At 53.3% G+C, this 21176-nt stretch carries 15 protein-coding genes; 8 read left to right on the top strand and 7 right to left on the bottom strand.

Translation table 11 applies throughout. From position 1 onward, the window contains the following. Positions 1 to 21: 21 nt before the first annotated feature. Both VB712_RS13415 and rimI read right to left on the bottom strand, forming a co-directional pair. A complete protein-coding gene (locus VB712_RS13415; protein WP_323255517.1) occupies positions 22 to 2490 on the bottom strand; it encodes an ATP-dependent Clp protease ATP-binding subunit in 2469 nt (822 codons plus the stop codon). A 143-nt stretch (positions 2491 to 2633) separates the two neighbouring features. Next, on the bottom strand, positions 2634 to 3224 hold the full coding sequence (gene rimI, locus VB712_RS13410) for a ribosomal protein S18-alanine N-acetyltransferase (protein ID WP_323255515.1): 591 nt from the start codon (positions 3222 to 3224) through the stop codon (positions 2634 to 2636). Positions 3225 to 3280: 56 nt separating this feature from the next. Between rimI and lysA the strand changes: the two genes are divergently transcribed. The 5 genes from lysA to VB712_RS13385 all read left to right on the top strand — a co-directional run bounded on the left by lysA (position 3281) and on the right by VB712_RS13385 (position 8009). Then, positions 3281 to 4663, top strand: coding sequence for a diaminopimelate decarboxylase (gene lysA, locus VB712_RS13405; protein WP_416236346.1), 1383 nt, complete (start codon positions 3281 to 3283; stop codon positions 4661 to 4663). Positions 4664 to 4950: 287 nt separating this feature from the next. Beyond that, positions 4951 to 5844, top strand: coding sequence for a diadenylate cyclase CdaA (gene cdaA, locus VB712_RS13400; RefSeq protein ID WP_416236345.1), 894 nt, complete (start codon positions 4951 to 4953; stop codon positions 5842 to 5844). A gap of 174 nt (positions 5845 to 6018) precedes the next feature. Then, on the top strand, positions 6019 to 6774 hold the full coding sequence (gene uppS, locus VB712_RS13395) for a polyprenyl diphosphate synthase (protein ID WP_323255509.1): 756 nt from the start codon (positions 6019 to 6021) through the stop codon (positions 6772 to 6774). Positions 6775 to 7115: 341 nt separating this feature from the next. Then, positions 7116 to 7556, top strand: coding sequence for a DUF3531 family protein (locus VB712_RS13390; RefSeq protein WP_323255507.1), 441 nt, complete (start codon positions 7116 to 7118; stop codon positions 7554 to 7556). 9 nt (positions 7557 to 7565) lie between these two features. Then, on the top strand, positions 7566 to 8009 hold the full coding sequence (locus tag VB712_RS13385) for an NUDIX hydrolase (protein ID WP_323255505.1): 444 nt from the start codon (positions 7566 to 7568) through the stop codon (positions 8007 to 8009). A gap of 68 nt (positions 8010 to 8077) precedes the next feature. On the opposite strand, the gene VB712_RS13380 is transcribed toward VB712_RS13385, so the two are convergent. Next, positions 8078 to 8992, bottom strand: coding sequence for a phosphate ABC transporter substrate-binding protein (locus VB712_RS13380; protein ID WP_323255502.1), 915 nt, complete (start codon positions 8990 to 8992; stop codon positions 8078 to 8080). Between the two features lie 563 nt (positions 8993 to 9555). Here VB712_RS13380 and VB712_RS13375 point away from each other — a divergent pair. After that, positions 9556 to 13695: a GAF domain-containing protein gene (locus VB712_RS13375; RefSeq protein ID WP_323255500.1), complete on the top strand. Its 4140-nt coding sequence runs from the start codon at positions 9556 to 9558 to the stop codon at positions 13693 to 13695. Positions 13696 to 13922: 227 nt separating this feature from the next. Here the strand turns inward: VB712_RS13375 and VB712_RS13370 are convergent, their stop codons facing one another. Further along, positions 13923 to 15746, bottom strand: coding sequence for an ATP-binding protein (locus VB712_RS13370; RefSeq protein WP_323255498.1), 1824 nt, complete (start codon positions 15744 to 15746; stop codon positions 13923 to 13925). Positions 15747 to 15851: 105 nt separating this feature from the next. After that, positions 15852 to 16709 (bottom strand): hypothetical protein, encoded by an 858-nt coding sequence (locus VB712_RS13365; protein WP_323255496.1) that lies wholly within the window; start codon positions 16707 to 16709, stop codon positions 15852 to 15854. Positions 16710 to 16992: 283 nt separating this feature from the next. On the opposite strand from VB712_RS13365, the gene VB712_RS13360 reads away from it, so the two are divergent. Continuing rightward, positions 16993 to 18042: a Fe(3+) ABC transporter substrate-binding protein gene (locus VB712_RS13360; protein ID WP_323255494.1), complete on the top strand. Its 1050-nt coding sequence runs from the start codon at positions 16993 to 16995 to the stop codon at positions 18040 to 18042. Positions 18043 to 18140: 98 nt separating this feature from the next. Continuing rightward, the gene (locus VB712_RS13355; RefSeq protein ID WP_323255492.1) at positions 18141 to 18899 is read left to right on the top strand and encodes a hypothetical protein; all 759 of its coding nucleotides are present in this window, start codon (positions 18141 to 18143) and stop codon (positions 18897 to 18899) included. On the opposite strand, the gene VB712_RS13350 is transcribed toward VB712_RS13355, so the two are convergent. Further along, positions 18896 to 19375: a single-stranded DNA-binding protein gene (locus VB712_RS13350; RefSeq protein ID WP_323255490.1), complete on the bottom strand. Its 480-nt coding sequence runs from the start codon at positions 19373 to 19375 to the stop codon at positions 18896 to 18898. The genes VB712_RS13355 and VB712_RS13350 overlap by 4 nt on opposite strands. Positions 19376 to 19522: 147 nt before the next feature. After that, positions 19523 to 20932: an HlyD family efflux transporter periplasmic adaptor subunit gene (locus VB712_RS13345; protein WP_323255488.1), complete on the bottom strand. Its 1410-nt coding sequence runs from the start codon at positions 20930 to 20932 to the stop codon at positions 19523 to 19525. Positions 20933 to 21176 lie beyond the last annotated feature (244 nt).

Here is a 21176-nt window from a genome sequence, read left to right as displayed (position 1 = left end):
GAGCAACAGGCTAGACTAACCTTAGTTTTTCTCTAGCAAAATGCGTTGGGTATCTTGATGGGAAATAATCACCTTATTTTCCTCGTCGATATCCACCTGGGCAGCATCGCCACCCTTGAGACGACCGGAGAGAATTTCTTCGGCTAACACATCCTCCAAGAGGCGCATAATCGCCCGGCGTAAGGGCCGCGCCCCATAACTGGGGTTGTAGCCTTCCTCCACGAGACGCTCCTTGAACTTCTCGGTGACGTTGAGGCTGATTTCCTTCTCCGTCAGGCGCTTGAACACCTCTTTGAGGAGAATATCGGCGATCTCCTTCACCTCCGGCTTGCTGAGTTGACGGAAGACGATGATTTCATCGAGACGGTTGAGGAATTCCGGGCGGAAGTATTGCTTCAGTTCCTCATTGACGAGGGAACGAATCCGGTTGTATTGGGCTTCGTTTTGATCATCTTCCAATTCAAACCCTAAACCGCCACCGCCTTTTTCAATCACCTTAGAACCGATGTTCGAGGTCATGATCAACAGCGTGTTTTTGAAATCTACCGTCCGCCCTTTAGCATCGGTGAGCCGCCCATCTTCGAGGATTTGCAGCAACATATTGAAGACATCGGGGTGCGCTTTTTCGATTTCGTCAAACAGCACGACAGTATAGGGGCGACGGCGGACGGCTTCGGTGAGTTGGCCGCCTTCGTTGTAGCCCACATAACCAGGAGGGGAGCCGATCAGTTTGGAAACGGTGTGCCGCTCCATGTATTCGGACATATCCAGGCGGATCATCGCTTCTTCAGAGCCGAAGAAGTAGGCCGCTAAGGATTTGGTTAACTCGGTTTTACCTACGCCGGTAGGGCCGGAGAAGATAAAGCTGGCGATGGGCCGGTTGGGGTTTTTCAAGCCAACGCGGGCGCGACGGATGGCGCGGGAAACGGCGCGGACGGCTTCTTCTTGGCCGATCAGCCGCTGGTGGAGCGTGTCCTCCATGTGGAGCAGTTTTTCTGATTCCGATTCCGTTAGTTTATTAACGGGTACGCCCGTCCAGGAGGCGACGATGTGGGCGATTTCTTCGGAATCAACGGCGGGGCCTTCTTCGCTGTTAGTGCCTTCGTCTTTTTTGGCGGCGGCAATGGTGCGAATTTCCGCTTTAATTTCCATTTCCCGATCGCGCAATTCCCCAGCTTGATCAAAGTCCTGAGCGCGGACTGCGTCGTCTTTTTGCTTCAGGACTTGGCGCAGTTCCTTATCCAGTTCCTTGGCTGCGGGGGGCAGTTGGGAATTCATTAGGCGCACCCGTGAACCGGCTTCGTCGATCAGGTCGATCGCCTTGTCGGGGAGGTAGCGATCGCTAATATAGCGATCGCTCAGTTTTGCCGCTGCTTCGAGGGCCTCATCTAAAATTTTCAGCTTGTGGTGCTGTTCGTAGCGTTCCCGCAAACCGAAGAGGATTTCAATCGTCTCCTCAACGGTGGGTTCACCCACCATCACCGGCTGGAACCGTCGCTCTAGGGCAGCATCCCGCTCGATATGTTTGCGGTATTCATCGAGGGTGGTGGCCCCGATACATTGCAGTTCGCCCCGCGCCAAAGCGGGCTTGAGGATGTTGGCGGCATCGATCGCCCCCTCAGCAGCCCCCGCCCCGATGAGGGTGTGGACTTCATCAATCACCAGGATCACATTGCCAGCGGAACGGATCTCATCCATGATTTTCTTGAGGCGTTCCTCAAATTCCCCCCGGTATTTCGTCCCGGCAACGAGGAGACCAATATCGAGGGTGACGACCCGCTTATCTTCGAGGATGTCGGGAATATCTTGGTTGGCGATGCGTTGGGCCAAGCCTTCGGCGATCGCCGTTTTACCCACCCCCGGCTCCCCAATCAACACGGGATTATTTTTGGTGCGACGACCCAAGATCTGGATCACCCGCTCAATTTCTTTTTGGCGGCCCACAACAGGGTCGAGCTTACCTTCTTTGGCGAGGTTCGTGAGGTTGGAGCCAAATTCGTCAAGGGTGGGGGTTTTCGTGCGTCCCCCTTGGCCAGGGCCGGCGGAAACTTCAGCAGTTTCCCCCAACATCCGGATCACTTGGGTGCGAACTTTCGACAGATCAACCCCGAGATTTTCCAACACCCGCGCCGCCACGCCCTCCCCTTCCCGAATCAGCCCCAGGAGCAAATGCTCAGTGCCGATGTAGTTGTGGCCCAACTGGCGGGCTTCTTCGAGGGAAAGCTCTAAAACTCGTTTAGCTCGCGGCGTAAAGGGGATCTCAACGGCGACAAATCCCGATCCACGCCCGATAATTTTCTCGACTTCGATCCTTGCGTCCTTAAGGTTGACCCCCATGGATTTCAGCACTTTAGCGGCAACGCCTGTGCCTTCCCCAATCAGCCCGAGAAGAATTTGCTCCGTCCCCACGAAGTTATGTCCGAGGCGACGGGCTTCCTCTTGGGCGAGCATAATCACCTTAATAGCTTTTTCTGTGAAGCGTTCAAACATAATGCTCTATCACCTGTTGCTGGCCCATTGTCTGCCCATTCTAGCACAGCGATTTTGATCCCTGGCCAATTGGGGGGATCGGTGAATCAGAATCAGTTTGGGGCGGTTTTCGCCTTGAAAATTGGGCCGATTAAGGCTAGGGATTAGGTGGAGAACGGGGGCGGGATCAGCGCAGCGAAGGGGGATAACTGCCAGCCGTGGTGAGTTAGGTGCTGGGTGACTTGGGCCTTCCAAAGGTCTAATTTTAGGGCAAACTCGGGTTGATGCAAGCCTTGGAGCCAAAAAATTAACGCATCTTCACCCGTTTCGGGATAATAACCCTTGCGGCGACCAATGCGCTGAAAGCCAAATTTTTCATAGAGGGCGATCGCCCCCTCATTACTGGCCCGCACCTCCAACGTCGCCCTCGCTTGTCCCCGCCGGGCTGCTTGGGCCAGGAGTTGCCACAATAACAATTGCCCTAAGCCTTGGCGGTGATAGTCGGGATGGATCATTAATAATGTAATGTGGGCTTCCTCTAAAATTGCCCAGAAGCAACCGAGGCCAATCAGCGCGGGGGTTTGTGGATCGTCAAGGGCGGGACTCAGCACCCATAGCTCACTATTGGGGCTTTCAATTTCCCGCCGGTAGCTTTCCAATCCCCACATTCCCCCTAAACATTGGCGATCAAGTTCCACCACCGCCGCAAGATCGGCGGGGGTTACAGGTTGAATCCGTAGGTTGGGGAAAGTCACGAAGGAAAATTGTACACTAGATGGGTCAACCCTCTCAAAATTCCTCACGATTGCCGATGTTAGCCACCGAACCGACCGCCACGATCCTCACCGGACAACAGTATTTATCCACCCCGAACACTGCCCCCAATCAGGCTATCTTTCCCCTCACCGCTGGTGTGAATGAACAAGACCATCTCACCCTAGGGGGGTGCGATCTCCTCGATCTGGTGCAAACCTATGGCTCTCCCCTCTATGTTTTAGATGAGCAAACCCTACGCACTGCTTGTCAACAATACCGGGAGGGTTTGCGCCAATATTATGGCGGTGAATCTTTGGTGATCTATGCCTCAAAGGCTTGGAGTTGTTTGGCGGTCTGTGGGATTGTCGCTAGTGAGGGCCTGGGGTTTGATGTGGTGTCGGGGGGGGAACTCTATACGACACTGCAAGCGGGGGTAGGGAGCGATCGCATCTATTTCCATGGCAATAATAAATCCGAGGCAGAATTGCGCTATGCCCTGGAACAGGGTTGCACGATTATTGTTGATAATTGGCTGGAATTAAACCTGTTGGCGGATCTTGCCACCCCCGGCTCCCCGGCCCGCATCTTCCTACGCCTCACCCCTGGTATCGAATGCCACACCCACGAATACATCCGCACCGGCCACATTGATAGCAAATTTGGCTTTGATCCCAATCAATTACCGGAAGTTTTCGCCTGGGTGGGAGCGCGGCCCCAACTCCATTGCACCGGCCTCCATGCCCATATTGGTTCGCAAATTTTCGAGCGGCAACCTCATCAGGATTTAGGGGGGGTGTTGGTGGATTGGATGGCGGGGGCGATCGCCGCCGGCCTGCCCATTGATACCCTCAACATCGGCGGCGGTTTGGGGATTCGCTACACCGAAAGCGATGATCCCCCGAGCATTACCGAATGGGTCAAAGCCGCCGCCCAAGCGGTGGAATCCGCCTGTGCAGCCCGCAACCTACCCCTACCCCGCTTGATCTGTGAACCGGGGCGATCGCTCATCGCCACCGCCTGCGTCACTGCCTACACCGTCGGCTCCACGAAAACCGTCCCCGGTATTCGCACCTATATCGCCGTTGATGGGGGGATGTCCGACAACCCCCGCCCCATCACCTACCAATCCCTCTATCGCATCGTCGCCGCCGGCCAAATGTCCGCCCCCGCTACGGAAACTGTGACAGTGGCAGGGAAACATTGTGAATCCGGCGATGTGCTGATCCATGATGCCCAGTTGCCCCCTGCCCAACCGGGAGATGTGCTGGTGGTTCCCTGCACCGGAGCCTACAACTACAGCATGGCCTCCAACTACAACCGCATTGGCCGGCCGGCGGCGGTGGTGGTGCATCAGGGCGAGGCAGAGTTAATCCTGGAACGGGAAACTTATGAAGATTTGGTACGGGGTGATCGCCTCCCGGCCCGGTTAAAGGCATAAGTAGGAAATGAGGGGGATGGAGAAGAGAGAAGAGAGAATGGAGAAGAGAGAAGAGAGGATAGCGGGAGGTTGAGACGGGGCGAAAAATCTTTTGCCCCTCCACCCAATTAATCTATACAACCAGATTCCCTATCACTCCTCACTCCCCACTCCTCACTCCCCACTCCTCACTCCTCACTCCTCACTCCCCACTCCTCACTCCTCACTCCTCACTCCTCACTACAATTCAATTCGGGCCACGGGGGAAGATCGTTGATAATGGGGAGGATCACCCACAACCCTCACTCATGTTTTCATTGGGTTTTGTGAGTCTTCCCTGGCTCTCGCTCCGCGAATTTATCGATATTGCCCTCGTGTTAGTCCTCACCTACACCGTGTTACTGGTGATTGGCGAGCGACGAACGCTGTGGATGGTGCGGGGCTTGATCTTACTGATGTTGGCCACAGTGGTGAGCGATCGCCTCGGCCTGCGGCATTTAAGCTTTGTCCTTGAACGCTTGGTCTTGGGTTCAGCAGTAGCCATGGCCGTTGTATTCCAGGCCGAATTTCGGCAATTCCTCGAACGGCTCGGACGGGGAGAGATTTTACAACTGTTCAAACCCTCCACCCGTCCCATCCTCCGCCCCGACAGCATCATCGATGAAATGGTCGATGCCATTAAAGAACTCTCCCAAAACCGTACCGGAGCCTTAATTGTCATCGAAACCAGCCATCCCCTTGATGAGCGGGTTTTTTCCGTCCCAGGGGTGATCCTCAATGCCGAACTCTCGAAAGAATTGTTACAAACCATCTTTCAAACCAGCACTTTGCTCCATGATGGGGCCGTCCATGTGCGCGGTTCACGGGTGATCGCAGCGGGAATTATCCTTCCTCTCTCGGAGCGGGTCGCCTCTCGACAGTTGGGAACCCGTCACCGGGCAGCGATGGGGATTACCGAGCGGGTGGATAACTGCATCTGTATTGTCGTTTCCGAAGAAACCGGCTCCATTTCCCTCGCGGAACATCGCCAGTTGAATCGCCCCCTCACCAGTAGTAAACTGCGAGAGTTACTCAAAGACCGCCTTGCCCCCACCGTAGAGCGAGAAGCCGTCAGTCGCATCAGCCGACAATTGGGCGCACAGGGCTGGGTCTTCCTCCAGCGTTTTTTCCGCCCCCTCTCCGACCGCGACCCCTGGCCCTAATCCCTCACTTCCCCGTTCCCTATTCCCCCCAACCCACCCCCAAAATGTTCACGACTTCCATAGAGGGTGTATTTTAAGAAATGTATCAATTTTGGGGTATTCCCTCCCCTTTCGGGTAATAGCATGGAGGGCTAATCTGATACCGGCCATTCTGCCATTTCAATTCTTTTTATGATGGTTAAGTCAACTTCCCTCTTGGCAACGTTACCCTCGGATTTAGAGCGAGACCGCTTGCCGCGCCATGTGGCGGTGATTATGGATGGTAATGGCCGTTGGGCAAAACAACAGGGGATGCCCCGGGTGATGGGCCATCGTCGGGGGGTGGATTCCCTGCGGGATTTGCTGCGCTGCTGTAAAGATTGGGGGATTCCTGCTCTCACCGCCTATGCTTTCTCAACGGAGAACTGGGGCCGGCCCAGCCATGAGGTGGATTTTTTAATGACGCTGTTTGAGCAGGTGTTGCGGCGGGAGTTGGCGGAAATGATGGCGGAGAATGTACGGATTCGCTTTGTGGGCAATTTGGACGCGCTGCCGCCGTCCCTCCAGGCGGAAATTTCCCGCTCGATGAACGATACGAAAAATAATCAGGATGTGGAGTTTACCGTCGCCACCAACTACGGTGGCCGTCAGGAAATTATTCAGGCCTGTCGGGCGATCGCCCAAAAAGTCCAACAGGGCCAGATCAGCCTCGATCAAATCGATGAAAATTTATTTGAGCAGCACCTCTATACTTCCGGATTGAGCAACCCCGATTTACTGATCCGCACCAGTGGCGAAATGCGGATCAGCAACTTCCTGCTTTGGCAAATGGCCTATTCTGAAATCTATGTCACCCAAACCGCCTGGCCCGATTTTGACCGGGAAGCCTTCCACCAAGCCCTGCTCAACTACCAAACCCGCGATCGCCGCTTTGGTAAAGTAAAAAACTAAGCTGATGCGTTTAAACCGCTGATTTCCCACGGTGAACCCTTTAACGAACTGGGGGCAGAAATTTAAATGCTCAACCGCTTAACCTCTAACCGATACCCCAAACGCGCCCTTGATCAATCCCCCCATCACGCCCCCACCCTTAACCAGCCCCCAACTCACCCCGCCTTCCTCCAGAAGCCCCCAACTCCCGCCCCCGCCCGCCAGAAGCCCCCAACTCACGCCCCCACCCGCCAGAAGCCCAGAACTCACACCCCCACCGGGCAAAAGCCCCCCCCTCACCGCTCCCCTCTCTCAGGAAGACAGGAAGCAATCACCCCCTCAAAGATCTATTCAAAACCATCATGCAAATTTCTTTCCGTGAATTTAACCCCTTCGATCTGTGGATTTGGATCGAGTTTGAAACTGTTGCTACTGGCCAAGAGCAGCAATATCTAGAAGAGGTCTTTAACTCTTGGTTTTATTTGGGCAAATTGGGGGCATTTAATGCCGAAAATTTGCAAGTGAGCGAATACGGCGAAGACCTAAGTTATCTCGACTATCGCCAAGATGAGGCAGAGCAAGCGATGATGGCCCCGATGCACAACATGGGAGAATTTGAATATTTAGGGACTTGGGGCCGCTGCTGGTTTGATTTAGGAACCAGTGATAATATTGCTCTGGATGTGTTAATTAATGCCCTGAGCCATTTAAGCAATGACTATATTGCCATCCACCAGGTTATTTTTGGGGGAGAAAATGAAGATTGGCCCCTCGAACAACGCCATCAAGCCCTGTTTAATTAAGCAAAATTCATGAGTAAAAAGCCTAAGATTCGGGTGATCGCCCTAGCGTTAATTCACCGTGGTGATGATTTTTTCCTTTCCCTCGGCCATGACCCGGAAACAGGTCGGGAGTTTTACCGGGCCTTGGGGGGTGGGGTGGAGTTTGGCGAAACCAGTCGGGAGGCACTCCAGCGGGAATTTCAGGAGGAATTGGGGGCAGAGTTGGCAAATATTTCCTATTTGGGCTGTATTGAAAGTCTCTTCTCATACAAAAACACCCCCCACCATGAAATGATTCAACTCTACCGGGCAGATTTTGTCGATCAGCAATTTTATGATCGCGATGTGGTTCCTTTTCAGGAGGGCGATCGCACCAAGGAAGCCCGTTGGATTCCCCTGGGGGAATTACAAACCAACCCGGATCGCCTCGTTCCCGCCGCCTGTTGGCAATATCTGGATGAATTAGCCCTTTGATCTGGGTAGAAATTCCCCGTAGGGGCGAAAAATGAGGGCGAAAAATGAGGGCGAAAAATTTTTCGCCCCTACTTTGTACCCTGAATTGCGGCTTGGGCCGCCGGACTATTGAGGAACCCTAAAAAGGCTTGTACTGAGGGGTTAGGGGGATTTTTATAGACATAATAGAGCGTGCGTTGATAGGGATATTCCGCATCAAAGGGGTTGAGGCTATCAATGGGGACAATCCGCACCGTTTGTTGATTGGCTACCTGTTGGGCGGTGGCGTAGCCGATGCCATCATTGCCTAATTGTTGGAGCATCCCGGTGGTTTCATCCCTTTCCATTTGGACAAGATTGGGGCCGCTGGGATTTTGACCCTGAAGCACCATTTCTTTAAACGTGCTGTGGGTTCCACTCACCGCCGGACGATTGAAGGGGCGAATCGGTTGATTCAGGCCGCCCACCTCTGACCAGTTGGTGATTTGGCCGGTAAAAATACCTTGGACTTGGGCTTTGGTTAAGCCGCCGCGAAAGGGGTTATTGATACTGACGACGAGGGCCAGTTGATCCGGGGCAACGGGGACAGCATCTAGGCTTTGGCTGGTTTCTTCGGGGGTGAGTCGGCGGGAGGAGGCGGCGATATCGACTTGACCGGCAATCAGGGCGTTGATGCCTTCGGTGGTTCCCCGAGCTTGGAGGGTGATTACTGCGCCGGGAAATTGGGATTTAAAACTATCGGCGATCGCCCGATTAAATTGCGCCATACTCGTAGAGCCATCGATCCAGAGTTGGGTTCCGGTGGGAATTTGGTTGGGGATCGCAAATTTATTGGTGAAGGTGAGGCCAGGGTTAGCGGTGACGGTTCCGGGGGAAGCCGTGGGATTCTGTTCAGCGGTGGGTTCTGGAGAACGGCCCAGGAACCACCAAGCTCCACCCCCGACAAGGCTGCCGGTGATCATAAGGGCGAGAACGAGGGCAACGGTTTCGTTTTTTTGGCTCATGTTCTAGAGAGAGACTGTTGGGGGTTGTTGCTCAAATCCTAGCTCAGAGCCATATGAGGAGTAAAGGGAATGGGGAGGGTTGAGGGGTTTGTCATGGGGCCTGAAGTCCGCGCCCTCAGCAATAGATTCTAGGCAGGTGATCAATAAAAGCTGTAGATCCGTTGAACTGGATTGATTTAATTATCTTAAAAAAAAATTAAATCGAGATGAAGTTTTGAAAAACGAAACATTGGGGTATTTTTGCGGGATGAAATCTGCTATGGTTCAGATAGGTATAGCCTTTGTCTTAATAGGTCAGCACAGTGATGGTTCGTCCTGTGGATTGCAGTCTGCGCCCTCAGCCCTCGGAAAGAACGACTTTAGTCTGCTCCCTCAGTGGTAGCCTGTGCGAGATGTTATCGGTAAAAGCGGTATAGATTCATGGTTTCTGGTTTGACTATTTAAGTGTAGTGGTTGTTCGTTTCATCGACTTCCACTCCCTCAACATAGTGGTTGCAGTGGATTTTAGGTGGAAAAGCTAGAGCCTCTGCCATTGGTTTGTTATCCCTGCGAGCGATTGTCCTGTGAATTTTCCCCATGATCATCTCAGTCCAGTGGAATTACAAGGTGCGATTCTCCCGGATCCGTTAACGGTGTCCCCGGACACGACTGTTCAGGAGGCGATCGCCCTCATGGGCAAAACCTATGCCCATTGCAGTACTCAGCAACTCACCGAACAGAGCCTCCAACTCAAAGCGAAAGCAAGCTGTGTGTTGGTTATGGCGGAAAATCGGGTGGTGGGAATCCTGACGGAGCGGGATGTGGTGCGCCTCAGCGCCCAGCAACAGTCCCTCACGGATCTCCGGGTGGCGGAGGTGATGACTCAACCCGTGATTACCCACCGTCTATCGAACTTCACCAATTTATTTACGATTATTGAACGATTCAAGCAGAAGCAGATTTGCCACTTACCCATTGTTGACGATGGCGATCGCCTTCTGGGCTTGATTACCCATGTGAGTCTCTGGCAACAAAGCTCGACTCATCTCTTACGTCTACGCTTTGTGGGAGAGATGATGACTCGCTCGGTGCTGACCGCCGGGCCAGATTGCTCAATGCTGGAAATTGCGCGGTTGATGGCGGAGCATCAGGCGAATGTGGTGGTGGTGGCTGTGTTGGGGGGTACTGTAGATACACCCTGTGAGCGGGCGGTGGGGCTGTTAACGGAATGGGATTTGGTGCAGTTCCAAGCCTTGGGCCTGAGTTTAACGGAAACCATGGCCCGCAAGGTCATGAGTACTCCCGTATTTACGATTAGCCCGGAGGAATCCCTCTGGGCGGTGCAGCAACTCATGGAGCAGCACCGGATTCACCAGGTGATTGTGGTCGGCAAACAGGGGGAATTGCTGGGTATGATCACCCAAAGCAGTATTTTAAAAGTCTTTAATCCCCTTGAACTCTACAGCCTCGCGGAAAGTTTGGAGAAACAGGTGATGTGTTTGGAGGCGGAGCGGATTTCGCTGTTTGATATCCGGGCGGCGGAGTTGGAGCGGCAGGTGAAAGAGCGCACTGCCATGATTCAGATCCAGGCGGAGCGCGATCGCCTCATGGCGGGGTTGGCGGCTCAAATTCTCGCCTCCCTGGATGTTTCCGTGATTTTAGACACGACTGTCTCTCAGGTGCGGAAAATTTTAGGGTGCGATCGCGTCAATATTTGGCGGTTTGAGGCGGATTGGGCCACCGTGGTGGTGGCAGAATCCACCCATTCCGACGTTTCCTTGATCGGGGAACGGATTCACGACAGCTATTTTCAGGAAACCCAAGGGGCAGCCTATCGCGAGGGACGGATTCGCGTGGTGCCGGATATCTACACCACAGAGATGTCAGACTGTCACCGGGATATGCTGATCCGACTTCAGACGCGGGCGAAAATTTTAGTACCCCTGTGCTGTGGGGATGAGTTATGGGGCCTGCTCAATGTGGCGGAAACCCAACCCCGCAATTGGCAACCCACGGAGGTGGAATTTTTGCGATCGCTCTCGATGCAATTGGCTATCGCCCTCCAACAGGCCATCCAACATCAGCAACTCCAAGCGGAAATGCGCGATCGCCAACAGGCGGAATTAGAACTGGCTCAACTGAACGCCGATCTGAAAGCGCGGGTGAGCGATCGCACCGCCGCCCTCACCGCCCGCGAAGCCCGCTACCAAGCCCTGATGGAAGGGGCCAGCGATGCCATTCTCTTAGCCAATCCCGAGGGCTACATTATCGAAGTCAACGAAAAAGCCGCCCTCCTTTTGGGGTACAAACGCCCTCAATTGGTGGGTATGCACTTCACCCAACTCCACCCCCCCGAAAGTCTACCGAGCGTCGTTGCAGCCTTTGAAGCCCTAGCCAGCGGGGAACAGTTCCAAGGGGTCAATCTGGACATCCTCCGGCAGGATGGCGAGCGCGTGCCGGTGGATATCAGCGGCTCAGTGATTGAGGTGGGGGGAGAAACGATTATCCAGGGCGTATTCCACGATGTTCGGGAACGCCTTCAGGCGGAACAGGAGATCAAAGCCGAAAATACGTTTCGCCAATTGATTTTAGAAAATTTGGGGGAAGGGTTATGTGTCTGTCATGCTTGCCCCGATTATCCCTTCGTTGAGTTCACCGTTTGGAACCCACAAATGGAGGTGCTCACCGGCTATACCCAAGGGGAAATCAATCAATTGGGCTGGTATCAAACCCTTTACCCCGACCCAGAGGTGCAGGCCCAGGCCATCGCTCGCATGGCCGCCATGCGTCAAGGGGATCATATCCAGTCCGAAGAATGGACGATTCGCCACCGGGATGGCTCCCACCGAATTTTGGCGATCGCCACCTCCCTTTTACAAACCCCAGAGGGGGAAACCAACGTCTTAGCGGTGATGCAAGATGTCACGGAACGTCACCAAGCAGAACAAACCATGCGCCAACAGGCAGAGCGGGAAATGCTCCTGCGGGAGATCACCCAACGGATCCGGGAATCCCTCGACCTGCAAACCATTTTTAATACGGCCTGCGATGAAATTCGCGCCTGTCTCCGGGCGGATCGGGTGGGCATTTTCAAATTCCAGCCCGACTCTGGCCACCAAAATGGGGAATTTTTAGCGGAATCGGTGGTCAACGGTTTTCCTTCCGTGCTGGGGAGCTGCGTCCATGACCGCTGCTTTGGCGAAAACTACGCTGACCTCTATGCCCAAGGGCGCTATTATGTGGTGGATGATCTTTATCACTCTGGCCTGACCCCCTGCCATACGAATGTTCTCGCCCAATTTCAGGTGCGAGCGAACTTGGTGATGCCGTTGCTTTGTAACCAAGAGTTATGGGGGTTACTGTGCATCCATCAATGTAATGGCCCCCGCCATTGGCATCGGGCGGAAATTGATCTGGGGCATCAATTGGCCAATCAGTTGGCGATCGCCATTCAGCAGGCCCTACTCTATGAACAACTACAAATCGAGTTACAAGAACGTCAACGGGCAGAAGCGCTAATCACCCAGCGCAATGAGGAACTGCTCCGCGCCACCCGCCTCAAGGATGAATTTTTAGCCAATATGAGCCACGAACTGCGCACCCCCCTCAATGCCATCCTGGGCATGACAGAAGGGTTACAGGATCAGGTGTTTGGCGGTATTAATGCCCTACAACTCAAGGCCCTAGAAACCATTGAACGGGCCGGTTCTCATTTGCTATCGCTGATCAACGATATTTTAGATGTGGCCAAGATTGAAGCGGGGCAGGTGGAGTTAGAATGCGCACCGACGGCGATCGCCCCCCTCTGTCAATCCAGCCTCACCTTTGTTCGACAACAGGCGCTCAAAAAACAAATCCAACTGGTGGTCAATGTTCCGGATCTACCGGATATTGTCCTCGATGAACGGCGGATCCGTCAGGTGTTAATTAATGTACTCAACAATGCTGTCAAGTTCACTCCCGAAAAAGGACAAGTAACCTTAACAGTTACGGTGATCCCCCCCCAAGCTCCAGAGCAGGAAAAACCATGGCTCCGGTTTGCCATTGAGGATACAGGCATTGGCATTAGTTCAGACAATATTCAGAATTTATTTCAACCCTTTATGCAAATTGATAGCGCCCTCAATCGGCAATATCAAGGGACGGGCCTGGGCTTGGCCTTAACCAAACGGATTGCAGAACTCCATGGGGGTCAGGTGAGTTTAACCAGTGAATTGGGGGTGGGCAGTTGTTTTATGATTGATATTCCCTATCAAGCTGCGGTGGCGCTTCCCCAAGGTCAGCAGAATCAGTTTGAGGCTGGATTAACACAGTCTGATTCCCTGAGGCTATCGGAGCAATCGTCTCAGCCGTTGCTCTTATTGGTGGAAGATAATGAAGCCAATATCAGCACCATTTCTAGTTATTTAATCGCCAAGGGCTACCGCATTGAAGTGGCGAGGCATGGGCAGGAGGCCATTGATCAGGCGGTGGTATTGTTACCGGATTTAATCTTAATGGATGTGCAAATGCCGGAGATGGATGGCTTAGAAGCAATGCAACGGATTCGCAAAATTGAGGCGTTGGCAACAACACCCATGATTGCGTTAACGGCGTTAGCGATGGAGAGCGATCGCGATCGCTGTCTTGCCGCCGGAGCCAATGAATACCTCAGTAAGCCCGTGCGCTTAAAAGAACTAGCGCAACTAATCCCGCAGTTAATTTCCGGTAATGGGAGCCAATAGTTTTGTCGGGTGCATCTCACTTTGGAAACCTCCCTTCTCCCTCCTTGGGAGAAGGGGTTGGGGGATGAGGGCATAGTCGCCTAACTGAGATGCACCCATTTTGTCTGACGCACCCTACAACTCAAGCGTAGGGTGGATCAGAGTGATTAATCTATAATGCCAAAGAGCAGCATCACGGCGGACGCACCATTGATTTAAGCTGAAGTTCGTACTACAAATGTTGGCGGTTATTTGACAATCAGGCCCGCTGGATTGATGGGGAGATAGAGCGTAAAACAGGTTTCTCCTAGCTCCTCCTCTGTTTCCAACTGACTGCGCACCTCAACCCGTCCTCCTAAATGCTTCATTAAATTCTTCACTAACGCCAACCCTAGCCCCGTCCCGGCAATCCCCTGCTGTGTCACCCCCTGACCCCGCATAAATTTATCAAAAATATGCTCCTGATCCTCCGGTGAAATCCCTGGCCCATAGTTGCGCACTTCAATCACTAACTGCTCTTGAGCAAAGCCCATTTCAATCTCGACAATTGTATCAGCGGCGGAATATTTCCCCGCATTGGTGAGCAATTCATTAATCACTCGCTCTAGGCCCTCAGGGTGAGAACAAATAATAAACGGTGTAGCGGATGTGATCATTTTAACCGTCAGGTGTTTACTCGTCCAACGCTGTTCAAAGGCAGCAATCAACGGTTCAGTAAATTCGATCAGATCAAAATCTTGCCAGGATAATAGCAAAGATTGTGATTCTGATTGTTGCAGTTTTAAAAGATTTTGAATTAAATCGCATTCCCGTTGCCATTCCTGTTCCAATAGATCTAAATATTTTTGTTTGCGGTCGGTGGAAAGTTCTGGCTGACGGAGGATTTGAATTGCTACTTTCATACTGGTTAAAGGGGTGCGCAGTTCATGGCTGACGGAATCCAGAAATTCATCCTTAAGTTCGATTAAATGACGCAGTTGATCGACCTGTTGGCGGGTTTTTTCAAAGAGGCGGGCTTGTACATCTAAGCTGCCTTTGAGTTGGGCGGTGCGTTTATCAACAAGGATTTGTACCTGTTTGAGGGTGTTGTGGTGAATAATGGCGGTGCTGACTTGGGTACTGACCCAACGGAGGGCTTCAAGATTAATTTTTGGCCAGGATTGGGGGCTATTTTGTTGTAAACCAATAAAGCCAATAACGAGGCGGGTTTCTTGATGGCCATAGGTGATGTTAGAACCCATTAACGGTAAGAGTAAAAGGGTGGGAAATTCCTGCCAATTCCAGAGGGTCATGCTGGCGGCAACATTGGGATCCTGTTCATCGTAGTGAAAGACGGCAGGGGTGGGGGCCTGATGCCAGGCTTGGAGGCAATAGGGACAATCTCGTAAGCTAAAGGTTTCAATGTCGGGGATGGGGGCAATGTTGTCCCCTTGCCACCGGCTGACGATGGTTCCTTTGGCGTGGTTGTAGGGCTGTTGGGCGAGGGGGTTTTTGTATTTAAACAGGGTGACGAAACTGCGCTCCATCTGGAGGAAGGGGCTGAGTTCGCTCAGGGTGACTTGAAAAAGATCATCAATGTCGGTGGCTTGGCGCATGGCTTCCCCCAGTCGATCAAAGAGGCTGTGCGCGTCGGCTTGCCAATCGAGTTGGGTTTGGAGTTCGATGTGAGCTAGGGCGATCGCCACCGTATCTAAGAGATAAACCTGTTCTTTTTCCGTCAAAGCCGGTTGCCATTGGGGATCGCCATGGCCAAACCGCAGGGTTCCCCCCTGGTGTAAAGGAATTTCATAATAGCCCAAGGCTGAAGGGGTGGAGCCATGCCCCTGAGGAGATTGAGCATATAACCGGGCTTTGAGGCGAGCCGCGATCGCCTTCTCATTGCCCTCTCCCCCTTGCCAATACCCTGCTAAATGGTGGTGGGTGTGGGGAACCGGAAGGATTAAACAGGCTTGGGCCTGAAGGCCCTCCCCCAAAACTTGAGCGATCGCCCCCAACTGCACATTCGGTTTTTGGTGGTTGTTAAGCAGTCGTAAAATACGCTGATGAATTTCCTGTATTGCAAACCCGGACATACCCCACCCCCTACGCTGTGAAAAGAGTCGATTGAGTTAATCAGAGAGTTGAAAACTCCCTTGTTCAACTATACGCGCCCAACCCCACTCCCCACTTCCCGCTCCCTACTCCCCCCGAGCATTCGCCTCTTGTTGCGCCACCTGACTATATCCCGCATACGTCAAAGCCCGTTCCTGAGCCGTCGCATAGCGGGGATGGGTTTGGGGAACCGCCTTCATTAGGTTGGCTGCCTGTTGCCATTGTTCAGCAAGAGTAGCCCATTGAGCCGCCGTTTCAGCGGTTTGGCCGGCTACGGACATTTGCTCTGCTAACCGCACCGCATCGGCAAAGGGATCATCGGAGGGGAGGGGTACACCGTTGGTATTGAGTACGACTGTGGTGGGGGAAGGTTCGGGGGGAGCGGTCTCGGTGATGGGGGTTGCGGCGGGAGGGATCTCCTCTATTTGCGATTGCCAATGGTGATAACCCCAACCCGTCATAAAACTAACCCCACAGAGCAGGGCTAACCCTAGGGTATTGCGGAGCATGGGGGGCAGGCCGTGGCGAAGGACAGGAACATTGAGTTCTACCGCCGGTAGGGTTTGATCGGGGGTGAGGGCGATTTGGAGTCGTTGAAACCAACGCCGGATCCAAAGGGAACGATGCAGCACCAGTTCCTCTGACCAGAGCAGCTCGCTTTCTGGATTGCGGGTGACATCTTCTAACCAATGGAGTTGTTGCTCTTGGGCAATGCGGCCGTAGAGTTTGACTCGGTGAATTTTGGGGGGTTCCAAGCTTTCGAGGGTAGCGCGGATCTTGGGAATAATCGTACTGGGTTCTAGCTGCTCGGCGGTATTGGCTTCGCACAGCAGTTGTAAGACCCGATCTGCAAGGACAGCACGGGTGCGCACCCTTTGCTCAATTAAGGCCTCATTGAGAATCTGAATGATCGCCGCCATGCTGCCCTGTTGAGCTTGCCTCATCACATCATCCATGACTTGCATTAACCTCTTCTCTCCACCTCGAATCAACAGGACTCCCAATGATCACTACAGTCTACCAAGAACTTTGCCCATTACTGCATTTTTCAATCCCGGACTATGGAGATAGCTAGGGATAGGCCTGGGCTGCGGGGTAAATTTGGATCGGGTATTTGAGAATAGATAGCAATAGTGTTATAGTGCCTTTGACAATAACTTTCAACAGTAAACCCCAAGCACTGGGGTTTTCTTTCCCTTGTCTGAAGCACCATTACCCAGGATAACTATGCTCACACGACGGCTCTTTTTAGCGGGTGGAACTGCCATTACTGCCTTGGTTTTAGGGGATTTACGGGGTTCACGTCCCACATCAGCCCAGGGGCGATCGGTGAATCTCTACTCTTCCCGCCACTATGATACGGATGAAGCTCTATTTGCAGGATTTGCTCGCAGTAGTGGGATGGGGACAAACTTAATTGAAGCTACGGCCAATGAGTTGATCGCCCGAATTAAAAGTGAAGGGCGCAACAGTCCGGCGGATTTGTTGATTACCGTCGATGCGGGGAATCTCTGGATGGCGGAGCAGGAGGATTTGCTGGTGCCGGTGAATTCAGAAATTTTGAAGAGTCGGATTCCGGAAGCGCTCCGCCACCCCCAGGGCCGCTGGTTTGGTTTTTCGACGCGGGCGCGGGTGATTTTCTATAATCGCGATCGCGTCGATCCGGCTCAACTTTCCACTTATGAAGATCTTGCCACCCCTAAATGGCGGGGCAAGATCCTGATGCGCTCTTCGAGCAATATCTATAATCAATCCCTAGTGGCTTCTTTAATTGCGGTTCATGGCACAGCCCGTACAGAAGAATGGTTGCGGGGCTTGGTGCGTAACTTTGCCCGACCGCCGGAGGGCAATGATACGGCTCAAATTCAGGACTGTGCTGCGGGTCGGGGGGATATTACCCTCGCGAATACCTATTATTATGCCCGTTTGGCGAAATCTGAGAATCCAGCGGATCGGGAAGTGGTGGAAAAGGTGGGGATCTTTTTCCCCAATCAGGATAATCGTGGAACCCATGTCAATATCAGCGGCGCGGGGGTGTTGCGCCATGCTCCCAATCAGCAGGGGGCGATCGCCTTCCTCGAACATCTCACCACCCCGGAAGCCCAGGGCTATTTTTCCAGTGGCAATAATGAATATCCGGTGGTGGCGGGAGCGCCATTAGATCCGGTCGTTGCTGGGTTTGGGGACTTTAAAGCTGACTTGGAAACGGGGGCGGTGAAGTTTGGCCAAAACCAAGCGGAAGCGATTCGCCTGATGGATCAGGTGGGTTGGCGATAATTTTGACCCTTGGGGGGCGAAAAATTTTTCGCCCCTACTGTTGTACAATTCACCCGTTTTTGCCTGTGGCTGCCCATCTACCTCCTTCTCCATACGCCTTGAATACCCAAAAAGAGCGGGGGCGATCGCCCCTGCTCTTTGGGGCAATGGTGGCAGTGGCCAGCTTCCTCCATGGAGGCATTCTTCTGATTCCCCTTCCCGCCAGTCCCCCGCCGCCGGAACCGGAACTGGAGCAGGTGGAAAATGTCCCCATCACCCGCCTACCCACCCCAACACCCCAACGTCCCCCCATCCCAAGTTCAACCCCAACCCCCACACCTCGATCCCATCGCCCCCCAACAAGGCCCCAACCCAACCCGCAACCCGCCCGAACTGTTGCGCCGCCGCCCAATCCGCAACCGCCCCCCCCTCAAGCCAACGCCTCCGTCCCCTCCCCACAACCCTCACCCCCCCAAACCCCCAACCCTGAAACCCAACCTTCCCCAACCCCACAACCCGGCCCCGCACCTAGTCCTAGTCCTGAACCGGAACCAACGGATTTAATCCCGGATTTTCCCCACATGGCCGGGGCAGTTGCCGGTTGTCAAAATCGAGAAGATTGTTATGCCGTACCGGGGGAAACGCTGCGGAGCGTGACGGGCAACCTACGGGCGAGTTTAGCAGCCCAGGGCTATAGCTTGCGAGAGCGGGCGGATTTGGGGGATGACCAAGGGATCCGTGTCTATGAAGTCACCCATCCCGACCGGCCGGAACCCCTATTTTTAACGGTAGTTGCCTTCAATTCCCCCGAAACGGGGGGGGATGTGGCCCGTTATATTTTGGCCCCGGAGCCGGTGGAAAATTTAAGAGATCTTTAAAAGGGGATATCGTCTAAATCTTCGCTGGAAAGGGGCGCGGGTTCCGGGGGGGCAGCGGGACTGCTAACGGGGCGATTGTAGCTTTCCACGGGGGGGCTACTCATGGGACGACTGTAGCTTTCCATGGAAACGACATTGCTGGGTCGAGCGGTTCCCGCTACGGGGGCAAAGTTGCCCTCCGCTTTATAGATACGGCTGGCGTTGAGTTCGGCCCGCTTTTCCTTAAAGCCTTCGGGGCGGTCGATGGTGTTCATCCGGAGGTAGCCGTGGATGATGATGCGATCGCCCACCTGATAGTTTTCTTGAATTTCCGTCGCCAGATTGCCCCAGCCCACCACCTTAAGCTGGCCAGGGGGGTCATTGTCCCGCGAACCCGCAAACTCGACGAGCATTTGAGCGACGGGCCGTTGATTATCCTGGGTAAAGCGCAATTCAGGAGCTTGGACAATGTGCGCCATTAAAACACAACTGTTCATAATTTCTTGGGTTGAAAGAGCAGGGCAGATCGAAACATTGCCTCCATTTTACCCCTTAACGCAAAAAGGTACAAAAGCACTAGACATGGATCACAGGTAACCCGCGAGTTCAAAGAGTAGGCAGATTGACCCAAAACTACAACCTCATTATAGGTTTGTACTTAACCTCACTTTCCGGAGTATCCATTGCAACAGTGTTTCACTCGCTCCGAGAATATCAGTCCGTCCTTCCATTCCTGCCTGCAGTACACATGAACGACCAACACGCCCAAAATGGGGGGTTTCCGGTTGAATGGTGACTTTATAGAAAGATTGGACAACACCTGGGGGATGTAAGGTATCGGTAGAGATACTCTGCACCTGACCGATGAGAATGCCATAGTCCGGGTAAGGACAGGCAGAAATTCGTGTTTGGGCGGTTTGTCCCACGGCTAAACCTTGAATATCTGCGCTGGGAATTCTGGCCTCGATGATGAGGGGCATGAATTGGGGGGAGATTTGGGCGATTTCTTGCCCTGGTTGTAGAGATTGGTTGGGGTTCCGCAGGTTCAGTTTTAAGATTGTGCCGGAGATAGGAGCGGTGATGAGGGTGTGTTGCAATTCTTGCTCTAGTTGGTCGAGTTCCCGTTGTTCGTGATCGCGCTGTTTTTGTAGTTCAATGTGCTGACTGGTTAGGGCTTCCCGTTCCTGTTGCAGGCGGGCGAGGGTGGCTTCACGGGTGGCCTGTTGTTGAGCGAAACGTTGTTCTGAAATTAACACCTCGCTCTTGTTGAGAGTGAGGCCGTTTTGGGCTTTTTCTAAGGTAGCCTGGGTGGCTTGAATTCCTTGTAGACGAGCTTCAACCTCCTGTTGAGCACGGACGCGGGCTTGTTCTTGTTCAATGACGCTTAACTGAACTTGCGCCCATTGATCTTGGGAAATGGCCCCTTTTTGGGCAATGGGTTCATAACGTTGCTGTTGGGCGCGGGCAGCTTGTAGCGATGCTTCCACGGTTTCCAGGTTGGCCTGAGCGGATTTTAACTCGGCTTCAGCTTGACGGCGGTTGGTGTGGGCAATGGCTAGATCCTGTTGGTTGTTTTGTTGGCGATCGCGATAATCCTGTTCTTGTCCCACCCATTCCGCCCTTGCTGAGGCGATCGCCCGTTGACCCCCCTCTTCTTCTGCCACCCTTTGACGATCCATTGCCGTGATTTGTACGGTCATTTGTGCCAGTTGTTGGTCGAGGCGGTCGATCAAACCTTGGATCTGCCCCTGCTGAATTTTGAGAGGGGTGTCATCAAGTCGGGCAATAATTTCCCCCGCTACGACCTCTTGATGCTCCCCCACAACAATCTCCCGAACAATACCCGCCCTCGGTGCTTCCACAAGGCGTAATTCTCCCACAGGGCGGATAGTGGCCGGGGCTGTCACCGTCACGGGGTAAGGAATGACGGCGGAGAGGAGGAAAGCGGCGATCGCTGTTCCACCAAGGGTCAGCCCCCCCCAACGTAACCAAGGATTCAGGGGAGGAAGTAGTTCTTGGGCAGAGAGTCGAGGGAGATGATCGGGATAGACCATAATGAGACCAAAGGTTAAAATGCCAAGAAGACCCAGAGTAAATCTGGGTCTTATCAAATTAAAAAAAGCGATCGCCCTAGGACATTAGCGACAGACTCTTGTGCCGCAATATCTTGGGGGAACCTCGAAAAAAAGATTGTGTTTGCAAAGTACTCGTTCAAAACCCTTTGTCAGAAGTAAATCAGTTCTATTTTTGTGACTTATCCTCTCTTCACACCATCCGTTTCTCTCCAATCTCCCAGTT

The sequence above is a fragment of the Spirulina sp. CCNP1310 genome (assembly GCF_034932185.1).
Lineage (GTDB): Bacteria > Cyanobacteriota > Cyanobacteriia > Cyanobacteriales > Spirulinaceae > Spirulina.
This window is presented reverse-complemented; position numbering and strand designations above follow the sequence as displayed.